The sequence below is a fragment of the Pseudomonas sp. SCB32 genome (assembly GCF_009189165.1).
Taxonomy (GTDB): Bacteria; Pseudomonadota; Gammaproteobacteria; order Pseudomonadales; family Pseudomonadaceae; genus Pseudomonas.
Window position 1 is genome coordinate 3613955 of sequence record NZ_CP045118.1, and the last position, 20694, is coordinate 3634648.

General features: G+C 65.2%; 20 protein-coding genes. 11 read left to right on the forward strand and 9 right to left on the reverse strand.

Features of this window, described 5'->3' with window-relative positions; all coding sequences use genetic code 11:
• Window positions 1-7 precede the first annotated feature (7 nt).
• From nuoI to nuoN, 6 genes are read left to right on the forward strand one after another with little or no spacing between them, the layout of a single operon-like run.
• Entirely contained in the window at window positions 8-556 is a 549-nt protein-coding gene (nuoI, locus tag GA645_RS16485) for an NADH-quinone oxidoreductase subunit NuoI (RefSeq protein ID WP_084311083.1), read from the forward strand.
• Window positions 557-567: 11 nt separating this feature from the next.
• Window positions 568-1068: an NADH-quinone oxidoreductase subunit J gene (nuoJ, locus tag GA645_RS16490; RefSeq protein WP_152224084.1), complete on the forward strand. Its 501-nt coding sequence runs from the start codon at window positions 568-570 to the stop codon at window positions 1066-1068.
• Between the two features lie 4 nt (window positions 1069-1072).
• Window positions 1073-1381, forward strand: a complete 309-nt coding sequence (gene nuoK / locus GA645_RS16495; RefSeq protein WP_024765121.1) for an NADH-quinone oxidoreductase subunit NuoK — start codon at window positions 1073-1075, stop codon at window positions 1379-1381.
• Entirely contained in the window at window positions 1378-3225 is a 1848-nt protein-coding gene (nuoL, locus tag GA645_RS16500; RefSeq protein WP_152224085.1) for an NADH-quinone oxidoreductase subunit L, read from the forward strand. The genes nuoK and nuoL overlap by 4 nt, the downstream gene beginning before the upstream one ends.
• A 27-nt stretch (window positions 3226-3252) precedes the next feature.
• On the forward strand, window positions 3253-4782 hold the full coding sequence (gene nuoM, locus GA645_RS16505; protein WP_152224086.1) for an NADH-quinone oxidoreductase subunit M: 1530 nt from the start codon (window positions 3253-3255) through the stop codon (window positions 4780-4782).
• Window positions 4783-4789: 7 nt separating this feature from the next.
• Window positions 4790-6250 carry an NADH-quinone oxidoreductase subunit NuoN gene (gene nuoN / locus GA645_RS16510; protein ID WP_152224087.1) on the forward strand — a complete coding sequence of 487 codons (1461 nt, stop codon included), beginning with the start codon at window positions 4790-4792 and terminating at the stop codon, window positions 6248-6250.
• A 157-nt stretch (window positions 6251-6407) separates the two neighbouring features.
• On the opposite strand, the gene GA645_RS16515 is transcribed toward nuoN, so the two are convergent.
• Window positions 6408-7475 carry an AI-2E family transporter gene (locus GA645_RS16515; RefSeq protein ID WP_152224088.1) on the reverse strand — a complete coding sequence of 356 codons (1068 nt, stop codon included), beginning with the start codon at window positions 7473-7475 and terminating at the stop codon, window positions 6408-6410.
• Between the two features lie 83 nt (window positions 7476-7558).
• Window positions 7559-8878 carry a Na+/H+ antiporter family protein gene (locus GA645_RS16520; RefSeq protein ID WP_152224089.1) on the reverse strand — a complete coding sequence of 440 codons (1320 nt, stop codon included), beginning with the start codon at window positions 8876-8878 and terminating at the stop codon, window positions 7559-7561.
• 307 nt (window positions 8879-9185) lie between these two features.
• Here GA645_RS16520 and GA645_RS16525 point away from each other — a divergent pair, with 307 nt between their 5' ends.
• Complete coding sequence (locus GA645_RS16525; RefSeq protein ID WP_152224090.1) at window positions 9186-11330, forward strand: methyl-accepting chemotaxis protein; 2145 nt, start codon at window positions 9186-9188, stop codon at window positions 11328-11330.
• Window positions 11331-11448: 118 nt separating this feature from the next.
• Here GA645_RS16525 and GA645_RS16530 read toward each other — a convergent pair whose 3' ends face one another.
• The 4 genes from GA645_RS16530 to GA645_RS16545 are packed head-to-tail and all read right to left on the reverse strand — an operon-like array spanning window position 11449 to window position 14067.
• A complete protein-coding gene (locus tag GA645_RS16530; RefSeq protein ID WP_178119560.1) occupies window positions 11449-12768 on the reverse strand; it encodes a sensor histidine kinase in 1320 nt (439 codons plus the stop codon).
• Entirely contained in the window at window positions 12765-13445 is a 681-nt protein-coding gene (locus GA645_RS16535) for a response regulator transcription factor (RefSeq protein ID WP_152224092.1), read from the reverse strand. Before GA645_RS16535 ends, GA645_RS16530 begins: the two co-directional genes overlap by 4 nt.
• On the reverse strand, window positions 13445-13759 hold the full coding sequence (locus GA645_RS16540; RefSeq protein WP_152224093.1) for a PepSY domain-containing protein: 315 nt from the start codon (window positions 13757-13759) through the stop codon (window positions 13445-13447). The genes GA645_RS16535 and GA645_RS16540 overlap by 1 nt, the downstream gene beginning before the upstream one ends.
• Window positions 13759-14067: a PepSY domain-containing protein gene (locus tag GA645_RS16545; RefSeq protein ID WP_152224094.1), complete on the reverse strand. Its 309-nt coding sequence runs from the start codon at window positions 14065-14067 to the stop codon at window positions 13759-13761. Before GA645_RS16545 ends, GA645_RS16540 begins: the two co-directional genes overlap by 1 nt.
• A gap of 151 nt (window positions 14068-14218) precedes the next feature.
• On the opposite strand from GA645_RS16545, the gene GA645_RS16550 reads away from it, so the two are divergent.
• Window positions 14219-15301, forward strand: coding sequence for a patatin-like phospholipase family protein (locus GA645_RS16550; RefSeq protein ID WP_152224095.1), 1083 nt, complete (start codon window positions 14219-14221; stop codon window positions 15299-15301).
• A gap of 33 nt (window positions 15302-15334) precedes the next feature.
• Complete coding sequence (locus GA645_RS16555) at window positions 15335-15706, forward strand: DUF5329 domain-containing protein (protein ID WP_178119561.1); 372 nt, start codon at window positions 15335-15337, stop codon at window positions 15704-15706.
• 76 nt (window positions 15707-15782) lie between these two features.
• On the opposite strand, the gene GA645_RS16560 is transcribed toward GA645_RS16555, so the two are convergent.
• The 3 genes from GA645_RS16560 to hmpA are packed head-to-tail and all read right to left on the reverse strand — an operon-like array spanning window position 15783 to window position 18450.
• Window positions 15783-16973 (reverse strand): NnrS family protein, encoded by a 1191-nt coding sequence (locus GA645_RS16560; RefSeq protein ID WP_152224096.1) that lies wholly within the window; start codon window positions 16971-16973, stop codon window positions 15783-15785.
• Entirely contained in the window at window positions 16960-17217 is a 258-nt protein-coding gene (locus GA645_RS16565; RefSeq protein WP_152224097.1) for a transmembrane sensor/regulator PpyR, read from the reverse strand. Before GA645_RS16565 ends, GA645_RS16560 begins: the two co-directional genes overlap by 14 nt.
• A gap of 51 nt (window positions 17218-17268) precedes the next feature.
• Complete coding sequence (hmpA, locus tag GA645_RS16570; RefSeq protein WP_152224098.1) at window positions 17269-18450, reverse strand: NO-inducible flavohemoprotein; 1182 nt, start codon at window positions 18448-18450, stop codon at window positions 17269-17271.
• 170 nt (window positions 18451-18620) lie between these two features.
• Here hmpA and norR point away from each other — a divergent pair, with 170 nt between their 5' ends.
• Window positions 18621-20177, forward strand: a complete 1557-nt coding sequence (norR, locus tag GA645_RS16575) for a nitric oxide reductase transcriptional regulator NorR (protein WP_152224099.1) — start codon at window positions 18621-18623, stop codon at window positions 20175-20177.
• A gap of 107 nt (window positions 20178-20284) precedes the next feature.
• Entirely contained in the window at window positions 20285-20641 is a 357-nt protein-coding gene (gene queD, locus GA645_RS16580) for a 6-carboxytetrahydropterin synthase QueD (protein WP_017516521.1), read from the forward strand.
• Window positions 20642-20694: the final 53 nt, after the last annotated feature.

A 20694-nucleotide genomic window follows, 5' to 3' on the forward strand; every position in this document is an offset into this window, starting at 1 on the left:
CAAGACAATGATCAAATACATTTTCGAAGTCGTGCACGGCACCTACACCCAGCTGCGCAGCCTGGTGATGATCTTCGGCCATGCCTTCCGCAAGCGTGACACCCTGCAATACCCGGAAGAACCCGTGTACCTGCCGCCGCGCTACCGTGGCCGCATCGTCCTCACCCGCGACCCCGACGGTGAGGAGCGCTGCGTTGCGTGCAACCTGTGCGCCGTTGCCTGCCCGGTCGGCTGCATCTCCCTGCAGAAAGCCGAGACCGACGACGGTCGCTGGTACCCCGAGTTCTTCCGCATCAACTTCTCCCGCTGCATCTTCTGCGGCCTGTGCGAAGAAGCCTGCCCGACCACCGCGATCCAGCTGACCCCGGATTTCGAGATGGGCGAGTTCAAGCGCCAGGACCTGGTCTACGAGAAGGAAGACCTGCTGATCTCCGGCCCCGGCAAGAACCCGGACTACAACTTCTACCGCGTTGCCGGCATGGCCATCGCCGGCAAGCCGAAAGGCGCCGCGCAGAACGAGGCCGAACCGATCAACGTCAAGAGCCTGCTGCCGTAAGGAGACGTCGCGTGGAATTCGCTTTCTACTTCGCCGCCGGCGTCGCCGTGCTGGCAACCCTCCGGGTCATCACCAACAGCAATCCGGTGCATGCCCTGCTCTACCTCATCGTTTCGCTGCTCGCCGTATCGATGACCTTCTTCAGTCTCGGCGCTCCGTTCGCCGGTGCCCTGGAGATCATCGTCTACGCCGGCGCGATCATGGTGCTGTTCGTCTTCGTGGTGATGATGCTCAACCTGGGCCCGGCGATTGCCGAACAGGAACGCAAGTGGCTCAAGCCCGGCGTATGGATCGGCCCCGGCGCGCTGTCCCTGGTGCTGATGGTCGAGCTGCTGTGGATGCTGTCGCGCCACCCGAGCGGTGCCGGCATCGGCCACACCGTCGTGGACGCCAAGGCCGTGGGCATCAGCCTGTTCGGTCCTTATCTGCTGGTCGTCGAACTGGCCTCGATGCTGCTACTGGCAGCTCTGGTCGCCGCCTACCACCTCGGCCGCCACGAAGCGAAGGAATAACGCCATGAACACAATCCCTCTCGAACACGGACTGGCGCTCGCCGGTGTGCTGTTCTGCTTCGGCCTGGTAGGCCTGATGGTACGACGCAACATCCTGTTCGTACTGATGAGCCTGGAAGTGATGATGAACGCCGCCGCACTGGCCTTCGTGGTCGCCGGTAGCCGCTGGGCCCAGCCCGACGGCCAGGTGATGTTCATCCTGGTGCTCAGCCTGGCTGCCGCCGAGGCGAGCATCGGTCTGGCGATCCTGCTCCAGCTGTATCGCCGCTTCCATACCCTCGATATCGACGCTGCAAGCGAGATGCGCGGATGAACCTGCTGCCCCTTACATTCCTGTTCCCCCTGGTCGGCTTCCTGCTGCTGTCTTTCTCTCGCGGCAAGTGGTCGGAAAACTTCTCGGCACTGGTCGGTGTCGGCTCCGTGGGCCTGGCCGCCCTCTCCGCCTTCTGGTCGATCTGGAGCTTCCACAGCAACCCGCCCGAAGGTGGCGCCTACAGCCTGGTGCTGTGGCAGTGGATGAGCGTTGGTGACTTCAAGGCCAACTTCACCCTGTACCTGGACGGCCTGTCGGTCACCATGCTCGGCGTGGTCACCGGCGTCGGCTTCCTGATCCACCTGTTCGCTTCCTGGTACATGCGTGGCGAAGCCGGCTATTCGCGCTTCTTCGCCTACACCAACCTGTTCATCGCCAGCATGCTGTTCCTGGTGCTCGGCGATAACTTGTTGTTCGTGTACTTCGGCTGGGAAGGCGTGGGCCTGTGCTCCTACCTGCTGATCGGCTTCTACTTCAACCACGTGCCGAACGGCAACGCAGCACTGAAGGCGTTCATCGTGACCCGCGTGGGTGACGTGTTCTTCGCCATCGGCATGTTCATCCTGTTCCAGCACCTGGGCACGCTGAACATCCAGGAACTGCTGGTCCTGGCTCCGCAGCACTTCGCCAAGGGCGACCTGTGGATCAACCTGGCGGCCCTGATGCTGCTTGGCGGCGCCGTCGGCAAATCCGCCCAGCTGCCGCTGCAGACCTGGCTGGCCGACGCGATGGCCGGCCCGACTCCGGTCTCCGCGCTGATCCACGCCGCCACCATGGTGACCGCGGGCGTCTACCTGATCGCCCGCTGCCACGGCCTGTTCGAGCTGGCTCCCAACGTCCTGGAGCTGGTCGGCATCGTCGGCGCCGTGACCCTGGTGCTGGCCGGTTTCGCCGCCCTGGTGCAGACCGACATCAAGCGCATCCTCGCCTACTCGACCATGAGCCAGATCGGCTACATGTTCCTGGCCCTGGGCGTTGGCGCCTGGGGTGGCGCGATCTTCCACCTGATGACCCACGCCTTCTTCAAGGCCCTGCTGTTCCTTGCTTCCGGTGCGGTGATCGTCGCCTGCCACCACGAGCAGAACATCTTCAAGATGGGTGGTCTGTGGAAGAAGCTGCCGCTGGCCTATGCGAGCTTCGTGGTCGGTGGCGCCGCCCTGGCCGCCCTGCCCTTCCTGACCGCCGGCTTCTACTCCAAGGACGAGATCCTCTGGGAAGCCTTCGCCAGTGGTCACCAGAACCTGCTGATCGCAGGCCTGGTCGGCGCGTTCATGACCTCGCTGTACACCTTCCGCCTGATCTTCATCACCTTCCACGGCGAAGCGAAGACCGAGGCTCACGCTGGCCATGGCATCAGCCACTGGCTGCCGCTGGGTGTCCTGATCGTGCTGTCCACCTTCATCGGCGCGCTGATCACTCCGCCGCTGGCCGGCGTCCTGCCGGAAAGCGCCGGTCACGCCGGTGGCGAAGCCAAGCACAGCCTGGAAATCGCCTCGGGCGCCATCGCCATCGCCGGTATCCTGCTGGCGGGCCTGCTGTTCCTCGGCAAGCGCCGCTTCGTCAGCGCCGTCGCCCAGAGCGCGCCGGGCCGCTTCTTCGGCACCTGGTGGTTCCATGCCTGGGGCTTCGACTGGGTGTACGACAAGCTGTTCGTGAAACCCTATCTGCTGATCTGCCGCCTGCTGGCCGCGGACCCGATCGACAAGTCGCTTGTCCTGGTCCCGCTCACCGCCCGCGGTGGTCACAAACTCCTCAGCCTCACCGAGAACGGCCGCCTGCGTTGGTACGCCGCTTCCCTGGTGGGCGGCGCCGCGCTGCTCCTCGGCGCGCTGCTGCTGGCTTAAAACTTCACGAATGAGATTGAGCCCGACATGATTCTGCCCTGGCTAATCCTGATCCCCTTCATCGGCGGCTTCCTTTGCTGGATCGCCGAGTACACCAGCAAGACCCTGCCCCGCTGGGTCGCGCTGGGGTCGATGACCCTCACCCTCGCCCTCAGCCTGTGGGTGTGGCACACCGGTGACTTCCAGCTGGCGCCCGCGCCGGGTGGCGAGCCGCAATGGACCCTCGAGTTCAAGCTGGCCTGGATCGAGCGCTTCGGTATCAGTGTGCACCTGGCGATGGACGGCCTGTCCCTGCTGATGGTCGCCCTGACCGGCCTGCTCGGCGTGCTGTCCGTACTCTGCTCGTGGAACGAGATCCAGCGCCGCATCGGTTTCTTCCACCTGAACCTGCTGTGGATCCTGGGCGGTGTGATCGGCGTGTTCCTCGCCGTCGACCTGTTCCTGTTCTTCTTCTTCTGGGAAATGATGCTGGTGCCGATGTACTTCCTCATCGCGCTCTGGGGTCATAGCTCGGACGACGGCAAGAAGACCCGCATCTACGCCGCCACCAAGTTCTTCATCTTCACCCAGGCCAGCGGCCTGGTGATGCTGGTGGCGATCCTGGGCCTGGTGTTCGTTCACTACAACAGCACCGGCGTGCTGACCTTCAACTATGCCGACCTGCTGAAGACCCAGATGCCGGCGCACACCGAGTGGCTGCTGATGCTCGGCTTCTTCGTCGCCTTCGCGGTGAAGATGCCGGTGGTCCCGGTGCACTCCTGGTTGCCCGACGCCCACGCCCAGGCGCCGACCGCCGGTTCCGTGGACCTGGCCGGCATCCTGCTGAAGACCGCCGCCTACGGCCTGATCCGCTTCGGCCTGCCGCTGTTCCCCAACGCCTCGGCGGAGTTCGCCCCGATCGCCATGACCCTCGGTCTGATCGGCATTTTCTACGGCGCCTTCCTGTCGTTCGCACAGACCGACATCAAGCGCCTGGTGGCCTACTCCTCCGTGTCGCACATGGGTTTCGTCATCATCGGCATCTACTCCGGTAGCCCACAAGCGATGCAGGGTGTCGTGATCCAGATGATCGCCCACGGCCTCTCCGCCGCCGCGCTCTTCATCCTGTGCGGCCAGCTGTACGAGCGCCTGCACACCCGTGACATGCGCAAGATGGGTGGCCTGTGGTCGCGCATCCCGTACCTACCGGCCGTGGCCCTGTTCTTCGCCACCGCTTCGCTGGGTCTGCCGGGCACCGGTAACTTCGTCGGCGAATTCCTGATCCTGCTGGGCAGCTTCAAGATCGTTCCGGTGATCACCGTGATCGCCACCTTCGGTCTGGTGTTCGGTTCGGTCTACTCGCTGATCATGATCCACCGCGCGTACTTCGGCCCGTCCAAGTCCGAAGGTGCGATCGCCGGCCTGAACTTCCGTGAACTCTTCATGGTACTGGGCCTCGCGGCACTGCTGGTCCTGCTCGGCGTGTACCCGCAGCCGGTCCTCGACACCTCCGCGGCAACCATGCACGGCGTCCAGCAGTGGCTGGGTGCCGCCCTCTCCACTCTGGCAGCACGGTAAGCGCGACATGACCTTCACGATCCAACACTTCATCGCGCTCCTGCCGCTGCTCATCACCAGCGCCACCCTGGTGGTGGTGATGCTCGCCGTGGCCTGGAAGCGTAACCACACGATGACCGCCACCCTTTCGGTGATCGGTCTGAACCTGGCGTTGCTGTCGATCCTCCCGGTGCTGAAAGTCACCCCGATCGAAGTCACCTCGCTGATGCTGGTGGACAACTTCGCCTGCTTCTACATGGCCCTGATCCTGGTCGGTGCCCTGGCCTGCACCACGCTCGCCCATGCCTACATGGAGAGCTACCCGGGTAACCGCGAAGAGCTCTACCTGCTCCTGCTGCTGTCCACCGCGGGCGGCCTGGTGCTGGTCAGCGCGCAGAACCTGGCCGGCCTGTTCATCGGCCTGGAACTGTTGTCGGTGCCGGTCTACGGCATGGTGGCGTACGCCTTCTTCAACAAGCGCACCCTGGAAGCCGGCATCAAGTACACCGTACTGTCCGCCGCAGGTTCCGCCTTCCTGCTGTTCGGCATGGCGCTGCTCTACGCCGAATCCGGCAGCCTGGGCTTCTCCGCCATCGGCGCCTCGCTGGCCGAAGGCACCAGCCATGGTCCGCTGCTGTCCATCGGCGTCGGCATGATGGTCGTTGGCCTGGGCTTCAAGCTGTCCGTGGCGCCGTTCCACCTGTGGACCCCGGACGTCTACGAAGGCGCCCCGGCTCCGGTCGCCACCTTCCTGGCCACCACCGCCAAGGTTGCCGTGTTCGCCGTGCTGCTGCGCCTGTTCCAGATCGCTCCGGCGGCCTTGAACAACGGCCTGCTGCATGACGCCATCGCGGTCATCGCCATCGCCTCGATCCTGATCGGCAACCTGCTGGCGCTGACCCAGAGCAACATCAAGCGTCTGCTGGGCTACTCGTCCATCGCCCACTTCGGCTACCTGCTGATCGCCCTGGTGGCGAGCAAGGGCCTGGCCGTGGAAGCGGTCGGCGTCTACCTGACCACCTACGTCGTCACCACCCTGGGCGCCTTCGGCGTGGTCACCCTGATGTCCACCCCGTACAGCGGCCGCGACGCTGACGCGCTGTTCGAGTACCGCGGCCTGTTCTGGCGCCGCCCGGTGCTGACCGCGGTAATGACTGTGATGATGCTGTCCCTGGCCGGCATCCCGCTGACCGCCGGCTTCATCGGCAAGTTCTACATCGTCGCCACCGGCGTCGAGTCCCAGCACTGGTGGCTGGTCGGCTCCCTGGTACTGGGCAGCGCCATCGGCCTGTTCTACTACCTGCGCGTCATGGTGACCATGTTCCTGGTCGAGCCGAACATGAAGCGCCACGACGCTCCCCTGGACTGGGCCCAGCGCGCTGGCGGCATGATGCTGGTGGCCATCGCCCTGCTCGCCTTCTTCCTCGGCGTGTACCCGCAGCCGCTGCTGGAGATCCTGCAGCACACGGGTCTGGCCGTCGCCGGCTGAGATCGACAGGCATGAAAAACCCCGCTTCGGCGGGGTTTTTTATTGGGCGGGATTCGTACCCTGCGCGCGTTTCGTAGGAGCGAGCTTGCTCGCGAACCGCATCACTCCGGCCTTGTACCGGCACCGTTCACGAGCAAGCTCGCTCCTGCAAAGTGCCCTACCCTGCCGTTTTGCGTTCTTCACCTTCACGCCCGGTGAACAGGTCCCACGAGGCGATGAACAGCGCGGCGATCAGCGGACCGATGACGAAGCCGTTCAGCCCGAACAGTGACATGCCGCCAAGGGTGGAGATCAGCACCACATAGTCCGGCATCTTGGTGTCCTTGCCGACCAGGATCGGGCGCAGGATGTTGTCCACCAGGCCGATCACCAGCACACAGAACAGGGTCAGCACCACGCCTTGCCAGATCGCGCCGGTCAGCAGGAAATAGGCGGCTACCGGCACCCAGATCAGCCCCGCACCAATGGCCGGCAGCAGCGAAAGGAACGCCATCAGCGTGCCCCAGAGCAGCGAGCCCTGGATGCCGAGGAACCAGAAGATCAACCCGCCCAGCGCACCCTGGGTCACGGCTACGGCGATGTTGCCCTTCACCGTGGCACGGATCACCGTGGTGAACTTGGTGAACAGGTGCTGCTTGTGGTCGACGCTCAGCGGCACCGCCTGCTTGATGCGGCGCCCCAGGGCGGGCCCATCGCGCAGGAGGAAGAACAGCAGGTAGAGCATGATGCCGAAGCTGATGACGAAGTCGAAGGTGTTCTGGCCGATGCTGAAGGCCTTGGTCGCCACCAGTTGGCTGACCTGCATGGCACCCTTGGACAGCTTATCCTGCAGCCCGGACAGGTCGGTCAGGTCGAAACGCTCCAGCCAGTGGTAAGCCCAGCGCGGTAACGCATCCATCACCGCCTTGAAGTACGCGGCGAAGTTGAGATCGCCGGACTTCAGTTGCTGGTAGACCGTCGCCCCTTCCTGCACCAGCGCACCGGCGATGAAGGTTATCGGCAGGATCACGATCAGCAGGCAGATGGTCAGCGAGATCAGCGCCGCCAGGTTGTTGCGCCCATTCAGGCGCACGCGCAGGCGGCGCTGCAGCGGCGCGAAGATGATCGCCAGGATGGTGCCCCAGAACACTGCGCCATAGAACGGCAACAGCAACCAGGCGAAGGCGATAGTGACCATCGCCAGGAGGAGCAGGAAAGTCCGGTATTCCAGTTTCGATTCGAACATGAGCAGGCCCTGAAGAAGGGGAAACCTGCTCATTAGTTAGCACCCAGCCTGCCGAGTGCAACTTTCGCAGCGCACTAACCGCCTTACAGCACCATTGCCGCCACCCAGCCGAACGCCAGCAGCGGCAGGTTGTAGTGCAGGAAGGTGGGCACTACGGTGTCCCAGATATGGTTGTGCTGGCCGTCCACATTGAGGCCCGAGGTCGGGCCCAGGGTGGAGTCCGACGCCGGCGAACCCGCATCCCCCAGTGCGCCGGCGGTGCCAACGATGCTGACAATGGCCAGCGGGCTGAAGCCCAGCTGTACCGCCAGCGGGACGAAAATGGCAGCGATGATCGGCACCGTGGAGAAGGACGAACCGATGCCCATGGTCACCAGCAGCCCCACCAGCAGCATGAGGAATGCGCCCAGGGCCTTGCTGTGGCCAATCCAGGCAGCCGCGCTCTCGACCAGGGTGGCGACCTGGCCGGTGGCTTTCATTACCTCGGCGAAACCGGCGGCGGCGATCATGATGAAGCCGATCATCGCCATCATCTTCATGCCCTCGGTGAACAGATCATCCGCCTCCTTCCAGCGCACCACGCCAGAGAGGGAGAACACCAGGAACCCCACCAGCGCGCCAAGGATCATCGAATCCAGCCACAACTGCACGACGAACGCCGCGACGACCGCAACGCCGGCCACCGCCAGGCTCATCGGGCTATAGGGAGCGCTCACCCGCTCGGCCTGTTCGATGCGTTCCAGGTCATAGCTGCGCTTGCACCGGTAGCTGAACAGCACCGCGACCAGCAGGCCGCAGACCATGCCCAGTGCCGGGATGAGCATGGCCCGGCTGACGTCCACGCCGCTGACATCCACCCCACTGCGCGCGACATTCGCCAGCAGGATCTCGTTGAGGAAGATGTTGCCGAATCCCACCGGCAGGAACATGTAGGGCGTGATCAGGCCGAAGGTGATCACGCACGCGATCAGCCGGCGATCGATCTGCAGGCGGGTCAGCACATAGAGCAGCGGCGGCACCAGCAGCGGAATGAAGGCAATGTGGATCGGCAGCAGGTTCTGCGACGCGATCGCCACCAGCAGCAGAAGTCCGATCAGCAGCCATTTGAAACCCGCCGGCGCTCCGTCTTCGTACCGCCCGAGCATCGCCAGTGCGCGGTCGGCAAGCGCGTGGGCCATGCCGGAACGCGCGATCGCCACGGCGAAGGCGCCCAGCATGGCGTAGGACAGCGCCACCGTCGCACCACCACCCAGGCCGGCGTTGAACGCCTTGAGCGTCCCGTCCATGCCCAGGCCACCGAGCAACCCACCGGTCACGGCGCCGGCGATCAGCGCCACCACCACGTGCACGCGACACAGGCTCAGTACCAGCATAAGGCCAACGGCGATCAGCACCGCATTCATCTCATCACTCCTACGAAGCCGGCCCGGCCGGTACGGGGGGGCAGGCAAAAAAAAGGCGCGTACTCTGCCGAACCCTACCCAGCCTGTCAAAAAGCCAATCGAATCAAAGTCTTTCGTGCAGCCAGCGACGCATTCGCAACAGGATTTTCGCCTTGGCGAACATGCTTTTTGCTGAGAAAACGCTGCCCTTGGAACGGACACACCAGAATCGCCTGTTTTTTGGCGTTTTCTCCTGCCATCGATCAAGAAGGGGCGAAAAAGGCCGATAACCCGGCAGCCCCGAGTTTTCCTGCTCAAGGACATGACCATGCTTCTCCGCCGCCTTTCCATCCAATGGAAGATCACGCTGCTCGCCGGTCTCTGCCTGCTTGGCGTGGTGTCGCTGTTGTCCGGCCTTTCCGTATTCCGCACCCAGCACAGCACCGCGCTGGTCAAGGAGTCCAGCACCCGCATGCTCGACGAAGCCGCCCAGGCGCGCCTGCGTTCGCGCGGCGAAGTCCAGGCGATGCGCATCCAGCGCTACATCATGGATGCCTACCAGTACGGCAAAGGCTTCTCGCGGCAGGTGATGTTCCTGCGCGATCAAGCGCAGAAGCGCTTCCTCGATGCCTACGACCTGCGCGAGGACCTCACCCGCCAGGTGAAGACCGCCGTGGAAGGCAACCCCGAACTGCTGGGCCTCTATGTTGCCTTCGAGCCCAATGCCCTGGATGGCAAGGACCAGCTGTTCGCCGGCCAGGCCGAGATCGGCAGCAACGACGCCGGGCGCTTCTCGCTCTACTGGTCACAGGCCACGCCGGGCCACCTCGAGTCCGAGGCGACCAACGAAGCCATGCTCGCCGACACTAGCCCCGGCCCGAGCGGCGCCCCCTACAACGCCTGGTTAACGTGCCCGAAGACCACCGGCCAGCCCTGCGTGCTCGACCCGTATTTCGACGAGGTCGGCGGGCGCAAGATGCTGATGACCAGTATTGCCTTCCCATTGGAACTGGATGGCAAGATCGTCGGCGTGATGGGCCTGGACATCAGTCTGGATAAGCTCCAGGAGATCAGCCTCCAGGGCAGCCAGGAACTGTATGACGGCCAGGGCAAGGTCAGCATCGTCAGTGCTGCCGGCCTGCTTGCCGGGCACAGCGCCGACGCCAGCCTGCTGGGCAAGAACCTGCAGGATATCTATCCCGGCCAAGGCGCCCAGCTGCTGCAGTCCATCGCCAGCAACCACGAGCAAGTGCTGCGCCAGGACGATCAACTGCGGGTCATCGAGCCGCTGCAACCGATCCCCGGCTCCAAGCCCTGGGCCGTCCTTCTCGAAGTGCCGGAACAGACACTGCTCGGCCCGGCCATCGCCCTGCAACAGCAGCTCGACGAGCAACGCACCCAGGGCACCCTTTCCCAGCTCGGTTTCGGTCTGATCGCGATCCTCGGGGGCCTGTTCGCCATGTGGCTCACCGCCCGTGGCGTGACCCGGCCGATCCTCAAGGTCGCCGCCATGCTGCGCAACATCGCCAGCGGCGAGGGCGACCTGACCAAGCGTCTGGACTATTCCGGCAAAGACGAACTGGGCGAACTGGCCGGATGGTTCAACCGCTTCCTCGACAAGCTGCAACCGATCATCCGCGACGTAAAATCCTCGGTGCAGGATGCCCGCGCCACCGCCGACCAGTCCTCGGAAATCGCCAGCCAGACCAGCGCCGGCATGCAGCAGCAGTTCCGCGAAGTCGACCAGGTCGCCACCGCCTCGCAGGAGATGAGCGCCACCGCCCACGACGTCGCCAACAGCGCGGCCATGGCCGCCGATGCCGCCCGTGGCGCCGACGGCGCGACCCGCGACGGTCTCAACGTGATCGACAACACCACCCGCCTGATCGACGAACTGGCCAGCGACATGAGCAGCGCCATGAGCCAGGTGGAAGGCCTGGCGGCGAGCAGCGAGCAGATCGGTTCGGTGCTGGAAGTGATCCGTGGCATCGCCGAGCAGACCAACCTGCTGGCCCTCAACGCCGCCATCGAAGCCGCCCGCGCCGGTGAGGCGGGGCGTGGTTTCGCCGTGGTCGCCGACGAGGTGCGCAACCTGGCCCGGCGTACCCAGGACTCGGTGGAGGAAATCCGCCAGGTCATCGAAGGGTTGCAGAACGGCACCCGCGACGTGGTCGGCGCGATGAACAACAGCCACCGCCAGGCGCAGGACAGCGTGTCCCAGGTCGAGCAGGCCGTGGCCGCGCTGAAACGCATCGGCGAGGCGGTCGGCGTGATCACCGACATGAACCTGCAGATCGCCAGCGCCGCCGAGGAACAGAGCGCGGTGGCCGAGGAGATCAACCGTAACGTCGCCGGCATCCGCGACGTGACCGAATCGCTGTCCAGCCAGGCGCAGGAATCGGCGCAGGTGAGCCAGTCGCTGAACAAGCTGGCCAATCATCAGCAGGGGTTGATGGATCAGTTCCGCGTCTGACCGCAGAGCGTCCAATGCTCTCGTAGGAGCGGACTTCGTCCGCGATCCGCCGCGCTGCTGGGCTCATCGCGGGCACGATACTCATCGCGTACAAAGACCGCTCCTACAAAAGCTGGAATCACGCCACCCGACGCGGCAGCTCAACCACCACGCGCAACCCGCCCAGCCCGCTCGCCTCCAGCCTCAAGCTGCCGCCACAGGCCGCCGCGATGTCCCGCGCGATTCCCAATCCCAGGCCGTGCCCCGCCACCTGCTCGTCCAGCCGCGTGCCGCGCTCCAGCACGCTTTCGCGCTGATCCTCGGCAATGCCGGGGCCGTCGTCATCAACGCTCAAACGATAGCTATCGGCGCCCTTCCCAACCGTCAGCCGCACCTGGGCGTCCGCCCATTTGCAGGCGTTGTCCAGCAGGTTGCCGAGCATCTCCAGCAGGTCTTCGCGGTCGAACGGCAGTCGCAGCCCAGGCGTCGCCGCCCACTCGATACTCAGATGCTCGCCATGGATCAGCCGCAGCATCTCGCACAGGCTGGGCAGCTCCGCATCGCAATCGAAATGCGCGCCGGGCAGCGCTTCGCCTACCAGTCGTGCGCGCCCCAGCTCGCGGGCCAGGCGCTGCTCGATCTGCTCCAGCTGCTCCTGCAACACGCGACGCATTTCCGGGTGCCCGCGCACCTCATCGCGCTCGGCGAGGCTGATCAGCACCGCCAGCGGCGTCTTCAACGCATGCCCGAGGTTTCCCAGGGCATTGCGCGAGCGACGCAAGGTGTCCTCGGTGTGCTGCAGCAGGTGGTTGACCTGGTCCACCAGCGGCTCCAGCTCCTGCGCCACCGGTCGGTCCAGTTGGCTGCGCTGTCCTTCCTGCAATTGTGCAATCTGCTGGCGTACCCGCTCCAGCGGGCGCAGTGCGCGGCGAACGGTGAATCCCTGGAACACCAGGATCAGCAGCAACGCCACGCCACCGGCACCCAGACCGATGTTGCGCAGGCGGTTGAAGCTCTTGAGGATCGGCGTGTAATCCTGCGCCACGACTATCTGCAACTGCTTGCCGTAGCGCTTGTAGTCCCCGCGATAGACCAGCAGACGCTGCCCCTCCGGACCTTTCTCCAGGTCACGGAGAAGGCCCTTCTGCGGCGGCAGCTCCAGCTCGCGATCCCAGAGCGAACGCGAACGCCAGGTGACATCATCGAAGCGGATGACGAAATAGCGTCCAGAGAACAGCCGCTCATAGACGGCGTCCACTCGCTGATCATCCAGTTGCAGGCCGGCAGGGCCACGCATGATGCCCACCAGCAGACTTTCCGCCTCGTCCTGCAGGCCATCGGCCAGGTATCGACGCAGGCCCTGGTCGAACAGCCAGAGTCCGGTCTGCGCCAGTACCAGGCCGATCACCACCAGCACCACGCCGAGCCCGAGGCCGAGCCGGCGCTGGATCGACATCAACGGACGGCCCCGCCGGCGCTGCCGGTGAAGCGGTAGCCCTGGCCACGACGGGTCTCGATGATCTCGCGGCCGAGCTTGCGGCGCAGATGGTTGATGTGGACCTCGATGACATTGGAGTCGCGCTCGGTCTCACCGTCATAGAGGTGCTCGGCAAGGTGCGACTTCGACAGCAGCTGACCGGGGTGCAGCATGAAATAGCGCAGCAGGCGGAACTCGGCGGACGTCAGGTCGACATCCTTGCCGCCCTGCTGCACGCACTGCCGCGCCTCGTCCAGGCTCAGCCCCGCCACTTCCAGTTGGCTCTGGTTGGCCAGTCCACGGGCACGGCGCAGCAACGCCTGGATGCGCAGCAGCAGCTCCTCGGGATGGAAAGGCTTGGTCAGGTAATCGTCGGCGCCGGCCTTCAGGCCATCAATGCGCTCTGCCCACGAGCCGCGTGCGGTGAGGATCAGCACCGGTACGGCCAATCCCATACCACGCCATTCGCGCAGTACGTCGAGGCCGGGGCGCCCCGGCAGGCCGAGGTCGAGAATGATCAGGTCGTAGGGCTCGCTCGCGCCCTGTACGGCGGCATCGCGACCGTCGGCGAGCCAGTCGACGGCATAGCCTTGGCGCGTCAAGGTGGCCAGCAGTTCATCGGCCAGGGGGACATGGTCTTCCACCAGCAACAGGCGCATCAGTCGTCTTCCTTATCCTTGAGGATGCGGCCGTCGCGGGCATCCAGTTTCAGCTCGCGTACCACGCCCTCGGCGGTCAGCAGTTCCACCTCGTAGACATAGACGTCGTGCTTCCTGTCCAACTCTGCCTCCAGCAGCTTCGAACCGGGATAACGGGCCTGGGCGATGGGCAGGATTTCCTCGAACGGGCGGATCACCCCTTCACGACTCAACCGCAGGGCCTCGTCCTGGCTCAGGTCGTGGGCCTGCGCGGCACCGGCCGACAAGGCAAGCGCAACGGCCAGCAGGGCCGCGCGCGGTAAATCGATCTTCATCAGTCGTCCTGGCGATCCTTGATGATTACGCCGCTCACCGCATCGAGTGCGACATCCCACTTCACGCCCCGGGCGTCCTTGATATCGACCTTGTAGAGGTAGCGGCCATGGTCCAGCTCAAGCTCGCTATCGTACACCGATCCGCCTGGATGCTTGCCCAGTGCGGCCTGGTTCAGGGTCTCGAGATCGCGGATGGTGCCAGCATCGCGCAGACGCAAGGCCTCATCCGGGCTGATGTGGTGGGCCATCGCCGCGGCAGCCCCAAGCAGCAGCGCGGTGGCGACCGTCAGCAGGATCAGCGGTTTCATGGGCAAGCACCTCGTCTGAATTGGCATCGTCCTAAGACTAAGGTGAAGGACTTAATTCAAGCTGAATCGGCAAGGGTCATTCACCTCATGAAGTATCCTTGCGCCCTGCATACAGGCTCTATAATCGCTGGCCTGCACCCGCGAGGCCCGCATGACTGCCATCCAGATCAAGACCCCCGCTCTCACTCTCAAGGCCGGTACCCGCGCGCTCAAGCGCATCCGCGAACAGGGCCTCGCCCCTGCCGACGTCGGCATCCTGCCTGGCGCCGCTGGCGGCCCGAAGGCGCTGGGCATCCAGGGCCTGGACCTGGCGCTGTTCGGCGAATGGTTGCCGCGCGCTCCGCGCGAGCGCTCGCTGATCGGCGCGTCCATCGGCTCCTGGCGCTTCGCCAGCGCCTGCCTGCCCGATCCGGTCGAAGGCATCCGTCGTCTCGGCGAGCTCTATACCCAGCAACGCTTCGCCCGCAAGGCGAGCATCGCCGACGTTTCGAAAAGCTGCTCGAAAATGCTCGACGACCTGCTCGATGGCCGCGACGCCAGCGTACTGGACAACCCCTGGTACCGACTCAACGTGGTGGTGGTGAAGAGCCACGGCCGCCTCGCGCAGGACGGCAAGGCCAACCTCGGCCTCGGACTGGGGGCGGTGATCCGCGACAACCTGGTGGGGCGCCGCCATCTGCATCGGCACTTCGAGCGGCTGATCATCCACGACGCGCGCCGGGCGCCGCCGCTGGAGCCGCTTTCGGACTTCCCCTCGCGCTACCTGCACCTGGACCTGGCCAACCTGCGCCACGCCCTGCTCGCCTCCGGCTCGATCCCGATGGTGATGGAAGGCGTGCGCGACATTCCCGGCGCCGGCCCTGGCACCTACCGTGACGGCGGCCTGCTCGACTATCACCTCGACCTGCCCTACCTGCCCGAAGGCGTGGTGCTCTACCCGCACTTCACCGACAAGGTGATCCCCGGTTGGTTCGACAAGGGCCTGCCCTGGCGTCGTGGCGATGCCGGCCGCCTGCAGGACGTGCTGCTGCTCGCGCCGTCGAAGGAGTACCTGGCGCGCCTGCCGCACAACAAGCTGCCGGACCGCAAGGACTTCCACCGCTACCTGGGCGACGACGCCGGCCGCGAGCGCTACTGGCACAAAGCGATGGACGAGAGCCGGCGGATGGGCGATGAGTTCCTTGAACTGATAGACAGCGGCCGACTGGGTGAACGCCTGCTGCCGCTGACATAATCGGCGACTTCACAACTCCGGCAAGGAATCGCCATGCCTCGCAACCGAATGCTCCGTTCACTCCTGGTATCGCTCCTGTTCATCGGCGTCGGCGCGCAAGCCTCAGTCGATGCCAAGGCGCAGAAGGAAATCACCCAGTTGCTGGACTTCATCGAGCACAGCAACTGCCAGTTCATCCGTAACGGCAGCGAGTACCCCGCTGCCGAGGCGCGGGCGCACCTGCAGAAGAAGCTGGACTACCTGGAGAACAAGGACATGGTGAGCAGCGCGGAGGATTTCATCGTACGCGCCGCGACCAAGAGCAGCATGAGCGGCCAGCGCTATCAGGTGGATTGCCCGGCCGGCAAGCAGGACGCCAGCGCCTGGCTGAGCGACGAGCTCAAGCGCCTGCGTCAGGCAGAGTAAGACAACTCAGCACATTCGTAGGAGCGGGCCATGCCCGCGATCAGCCGCCAACGGCGGCTTCACAACGCAACTCCGATCAGCCCGGCTGCCCATCCAGACGCGGCTTCCAGAACATCGGGCCGTAGTGCCAGGCGAACAGCAGGAAAGCCACCACCCAGCACACGGCGGCGATGCTCAGGCCCTCCAGCGGCCACCACATCACCAGCAACACCCGTGCGACGACACCCAGGTTGAGCAGCGCGAAGGCCCAGGACATCGCCTTCGGCGGTTGCAGGGGCCGGCCGGTATGGCCGAGGCTCACTCGCGCGACCATCGCCAGGATCAGCCCGCCAACGCCACCCACGGTGAGTGCGTGGATGGCCAGGCTCATGTTGAACGCCGGCGAGAAGTTCCACAGCGCCATGCCCGCCGGGGCCAGCATCATCCACACATAGGCCAGGTGCAGCGACCAGAGCAGCGGGACGCCCCAATAGTCCTTGTCGTACCAGCGCCACAGGCGGATCAGGTGGCCTATGGCAAGCGCCGCAAACAGCACGCCCACCAGCGGATGCGGCGTCAGGCCGAGGCCGACTGCGGTCAGGACCGCCACCAGCAGGGTACCGCCCAGCAGGGAATTATCCAGCCAGTTCCAGGCCGGCACCTGGGCGGTGCGGCCCAGCCCGCGCTGGGTGAAGAAGGGAATGACACGGCCACCGATAAGACCCATCAGCGCCGCCACCAGCCAGAGCGCGGCCAGTACGCCGCCGCGCTGCCAGCTTTCGTTGCCGGTCCACAAACCCGCCATCACCAGCGCATCGGCCAGGGCCAGCAGGCTCAGCACCGCGATTACCGGATAGTTGCGCTTCTGGCGAACCAACCAAAGACTACGGCCGATGAAGAAGGCCAGCGCCGGCAGGAACGCCAGCTCCAGCGGAGTGACCAGCCACAGCGGCGCTCCGGCGAACCAGCCCAGGCGTGCCGCCAGCCAGACCAGCGACAGCAGCATCAGGGGCTTGCCGCTGACGCCGGGACGGCCGGTCCAGGTCTGCACCGCGGTCAGCAGGAAGCCGGCGATGATCGCCGCCGCAAAGCCGAAGAGCATTTCATGACGGTGCCACGCCAGCCAGCCGCCCAGCGGCTGCCAGGCCGGCAGAACACCGAGCAGCACGGCGGCCCAGGCGGCAATGCCGATCAGCGCGAACAGCGCGCCACCGAGGAAGAATGGGCGGAAACCCAGGCGCCACAGCGGCGCAATGGTCAACAGGGCTTTTCGATCAACCAGCAACACAGCATGCCTCCCAACCGTCCTTGCGCATCTGATGCTGGGCGATGAGTCGCAGCACATAGCCCAGCTTCAGCGATGTAGGACCGAGGATGGTGAGGGCATGGGATGCCACGATTGCCGACAGCGACAACCTGGCATCGATCAGATAGGCCCCGGTGATCCCCACCAGAAACAGCGCTATCCCGCTGCCGAGCAACGTCGACGACATCACCAGGTTCCGTCTGGGGCAAGCGAAAAGACCATCCATCACACACCTCCTCGGTTGAACCGGCCCGCGAGCGGGCCGGGTGTTTCAGCTTCAGGCCTCCAGCACGCTCGCCGGGCCGAAGAACTCGTAGTGAGTCTGCTGCTCAGGCACGCCGAGCTCGCGCAGGTGACGCTTCACCTGGGCCATGAAGGGCTTGGGCCCGAGGAAATAGGCGTCCAGGTCACGATCGGCGGGCAGCCACTGGCCCAGCAGGTCGCGGCTGAGGAAACCCTCGGCGTGCACCTCATCCTGCTCGCGCGGCTCGCTGTAGCAGAAGTAATGCAGCAGGTGCGGATGGGCCTCGGACTGCGCTTCGATCCAGTCGCGGAAGGCATGCACGCCGCCATGACGGGCGCAATGGATGAAATGCACCTCGCGACCGCCGTCCAGGGCCTGCTTGAGCATCGCCAGCGCCGGAGTGATGCCCACGCCAGCGGTGATAAGAGCCAGAGGCTTGTCGCCATCGCGCAGGAAGAAATCACCAGCCGGCGGGAACAGGTCGATCTCATCGCCCACCTTCAGCGCGTCGTGCATGTGGTTGGAGACCTTGCCCTCTGTCTCGCGCTTCACGCTGATGCGGTATTCACGGCCATTGGGGGCATCGGAGAGTGAATAGGTACGGCGCAGTTCCTCGCCGTCCAACTCCAGGCGCAGGCCGATGTACTGGCCGGGCTGGAAGTCCAGCAGCGCACCGCCGTCCACCGGCTGAAAGTAGAAGGAGGTGATTTCCTCGCTCTCGACTTCCTTGCGGGCGACACGGAAGCGCCGCGCGCCACGCCAGCCGCCGTGCTGCTCGGCATTCTGCTGGTACACCGATTCCTCGGCGCCGATCAGGATATCGGCCAGCTGACCATAGGCGGCGGCCCAGGCATCGATCACCGCCTGGGTGGCGATTTCCTCGCCGAGCACTTCGCGGATCGCCCGCAGCAGGCAGCTGCCGACGATCGGGTAATGCTCCGGCAGGATCTGCAGCGCGGCATGCTTGTTGACGATCTTCGCCACCAGCGGGCCGAGCTGCTCCAGTTCGTCGATGTGACGAGCGTACATCAGGACACCGTTGGCCAGGGCGCGGGGCTGGTCGCCGGACGCCTGGTGCGCCTGGTTGAACAGCGGACGTACCTCGGGGTATTCGCTCAGCATCATCTTGTAGAAGTGCTGGGTCAGCGCCTCGCCGCCGGTCTCCAGCAGCGGAACGGTGGCCTTGACCAGGGTACGGTGTTCATTGGACAGCATCGGGATCTCCTCGGATTGGCCAGGTAGAGAGTGGTCTGCCTGTGCTTTCTACAGAAACCATTTCAGAAAGCGTGCCAACCCTGGAGCCCAGTATTTCCGGGACCTTTGGAATAGATTGAGTCATAATGACCACTATCTTCATGAGTCATAATGACTCCAAAGAGGTCAAAATGACCCGAAACCCCTTGCTGGCCACCCTGCTCCCGCTGGTTGCCGACCTCTCCCGCGAACTGCCCGACAGCGAACGCTATCGGCGCCTGCTGGAAGCGCTCCGCCAACTGCTGCCCTGCGACGCCACCGCCCTGCTGCGCCTGGAAGGCGACCAACTGGTGCCGCTGGCCGTCGACGGGCTCAGTGCCGACACCCTCGGCCGCCGCTTCAAGATCAGCGAGCACCCGCGCCTGCGCGCACTCCTCGAACACCCCGGGCCAACCCGCTTCGCCGCCGACTGCGGTCTGCCGGACCCTTACGACGGCCTGGTGGAGGGCCTGCACGGCCATCTGGAAGTGCACGACTGCCTGGGCTGCCCACTGTTCCTCGACGAGCAGCCGTGGGGTTTGCTGACACTCGATGCCCTCGACCCGGAGCGCTTCTCCATCGGCGACCTCGACAATCTGGAAGCCTTTGCCAGCCTCGCCGCCGCCACGGTGAAGGCCAGCCAGCGCATGCTCGACCTCGCCCTGCGCGCCGAGCACGAACAGCAACGCGCCGACGCCTACCAGCGCGCGTCCGGCGACCAGCCACGGGAGCTGATCGGCCAGAGCAAGGCGCACCAGGCGCTGATGAATGAAATCCAGCTGGTGGCCGGCAGCGACCTGAGCGTGCTGATCACCGGAGAGACCGGGGTGGGCAAAGAACTGGTGGCGCAGTCGATCCACGCCAACTCCCAGCGCCGCGAGCAGCCGCTGGTCAGCCTGAACTGCGCGGCGCTGCCGGAAACCCTGGTGGAAAGCGAGCTGTTCGGCCACGTCCGCGGCGCCTTCTCCGGCGCGGTGGGCGAGCGGCGCGGCAAGTTCGAGCTGGCCGATGGCGGAACGCTGTTCCTTGACGAGGTCGGCGAGCTGCCGCTGGCGATCCAGGCCAAGCTGCTGCGCGTGCTGCAGAGCGGACAGTTGCAGCGGGTAGGTTCGGACCGCGAGCACCACGTCGACGTGCGCCTGATCGCCGCCACCAACCGCGACCTTGCCGAAGAAGTGCGTGCCGGACGCTTCCGCGCCGATCTCTATCACCGCCTGAGCGTCTATCCGCTGCGCGTCCCGCCGTTGCGCGAGCGCAGCAACGACGTCCTGCTGCTGGCCGGCTACTTCCTCGAAGATAACCGCCCGCGCCTGGGCCTGCGCAGCCTGCGCCTGACCCGCGAGGCCCAGGCCGCCCTCCTCGACTACGGCTGGCCCGGCAACGTGCGCGAGCTGGAACACCTGATCGGTCGCGCCTCGCTCAAGGCACTGGCTAACCATCCGCAGCGCTCGCGCATCCTCAGTCTGGGGCTAGACGATCTAGGGCTGGAGCAGCAGAAACTGCCCGCCCCCACCACTGCCGCGCTCTCCGACGCTGCCCCTGAGGCCGGCGCGGAAGGCGAACTGCGTCCGGCACTCGATGCCTTCCAGCGCCGCATGATCAATCACAGCCTGGAGCGCCACGACGGCAACTGGGCGGCGGTCGCCCGCGAGCTGGGGCTGGACCGCGCCAACCTCAATCGCCTGGCGAAGCGTCTGGCGATCCGCTGAGCCACTGGCCGGAACCTCCGGCCCCACTTGCGGGTTGGTGGTAGACTGAGTGCCCATTTTCCGGCCAGCCCGCTCCAGGGCTGGCGATCGTCATAGAGCACGCAATTTTGGAACTGTTCAAGGAATTCACCTTCGAATCCGCCCACCGCCTGCCCCACGTCCCCGCCGGGCACCAGTGCGGCCGCCTGCACGGCCACTCCTTCCGGGCCGCCATCTACATCGAGGGTGAAGTCGATCCGCATACCGGCTGGATTCGCGACTTCGCCGAGATCAAGCAGATCTTCAAGCCGATCTACGACCAGCTCGACCACAACTACCTGAACGACATTCCGGGGCTGGAAAACCCCACCAGCGAAAACCTCTGCCGCTGGATCTGGCAACAGCTCAAGCCGCTGCTGCCGGAGCTGTCCAAGGTACGAGTGCACGAGACCTGCACCAGCGGTTGCGAGTATCGCGGGGACTGAGTCAGCGGAACGCCTACGGTTGCCGTGGCATCGCGCCGCTTTCGTAGGAGCGG

Excerpts from the sequence above, each read along its gene's own strand:
- nuoI (WP_084311083.1), top strand. The coding sequence starts at position 8 with ATGATCAAATACATTTTCGAAGTCGTGCACGGCACCTACACCCAGCTG.
- GA645_RS16540 (WP_152224093.1), bottom strand. The coding sequence starts at position 13,759 with ATGAAGATCGATTTACCGCGCGCGGCCCTGCTGGCCGTTGCGCTTGCC.
- nuoM (WP_152224086.1), top strand. The coding sequence starts at position 3,253 with ATGATTCTGCCCTGGCTAATCCTGATCCCCTTCATCGGCGGCTTCCTT.
- norR (WP_152224099.1), top strand. The coding sequence starts at position 18,621 with ATGACCCGAAACCCCTTGCTGGCCACCCTGCTCCCGCTGGTTGCCGAC.
- nuoL (WP_152224085.1), top strand. The coding sequence starts at position 1,378 with ATGAACCTGCTGCCCCTTACATTCCTGTTCCCCCTGGTCGGCTTCCTG.
- nuoK (WP_024765121.1), top strand. The coding sequence starts at position 1,073 with ATGAACACAATCCCTCTCGAACACGGACTGGCGCTCGCCGGTGTGCTG.
- GA645_RS16555 (WP_178119561.1), top strand. The coding sequence starts at position 15,335 with ATGCCTCGCAACCGAATGCTCCGTTCACTCCTGGTATCGCTCCTGTTC.
- GA645_RS16550 (WP_152224095.1), top strand. The coding sequence starts at position 14,219 with ATGACTGCCATCCAGATCAAGACCCCCGCTCTCACTCTCAAGGCCGGT.
- hmpA (WP_152224098.1), bottom strand. The coding sequence starts at position 18,450 with ATGCTGTCCAATGAACACCGTACCCTGGTCAAGGCCACCGTTCCGCTG.
- GA645_RS16545 (WP_152224094.1), bottom strand. The coding sequence starts at position 14,067 with ATGAAACCGCTGATCCTGCTGACGGTCGCCACCGCGCTGCTGCTTGGG.
- GA645_RS16535 (WP_152224092.1), bottom strand. The coding sequence starts at position 13,445 with ATGCGCCTGTTGCTGGTGGAAGACCATGTCCCCCTGGCCGATGAACTG.
- GA645_RS16520 (WP_152224089.1), bottom strand. The coding sequence starts at position 8,878 with ATGAATGCGGTGCTGATCGCCGTTGGCCTTATGCTGGTACTGAGCCTG.
- GA645_RS16565 (WP_152224097.1), bottom strand. The coding sequence starts at position 17,217 with ATGGATGGTCTTTTCGCTTGCCCCAGACGGAACCTGGTGATGTCGTCG.
- GA645_RS16525 (WP_152224090.1), top strand. The coding sequence starts at position 9,186 with ATGCTTCTCCGCCGCCTTTCCATCCAATGGAAGATCACGCTGCTCGCC.
- GA645_RS16515 (WP_152224088.1), bottom strand. The coding sequence starts at position 7,475 with ATGTTCGAATCGAAACTGGAATACCGGACTTTCCTGCTCCTCCTGGCG.
- nuoN (WP_152224087.1), top strand. The coding sequence starts at position 4,790 with ATGACCTTCACGATCCAACACTTCATCGCGCTCCTGCCGCTGCTCATC.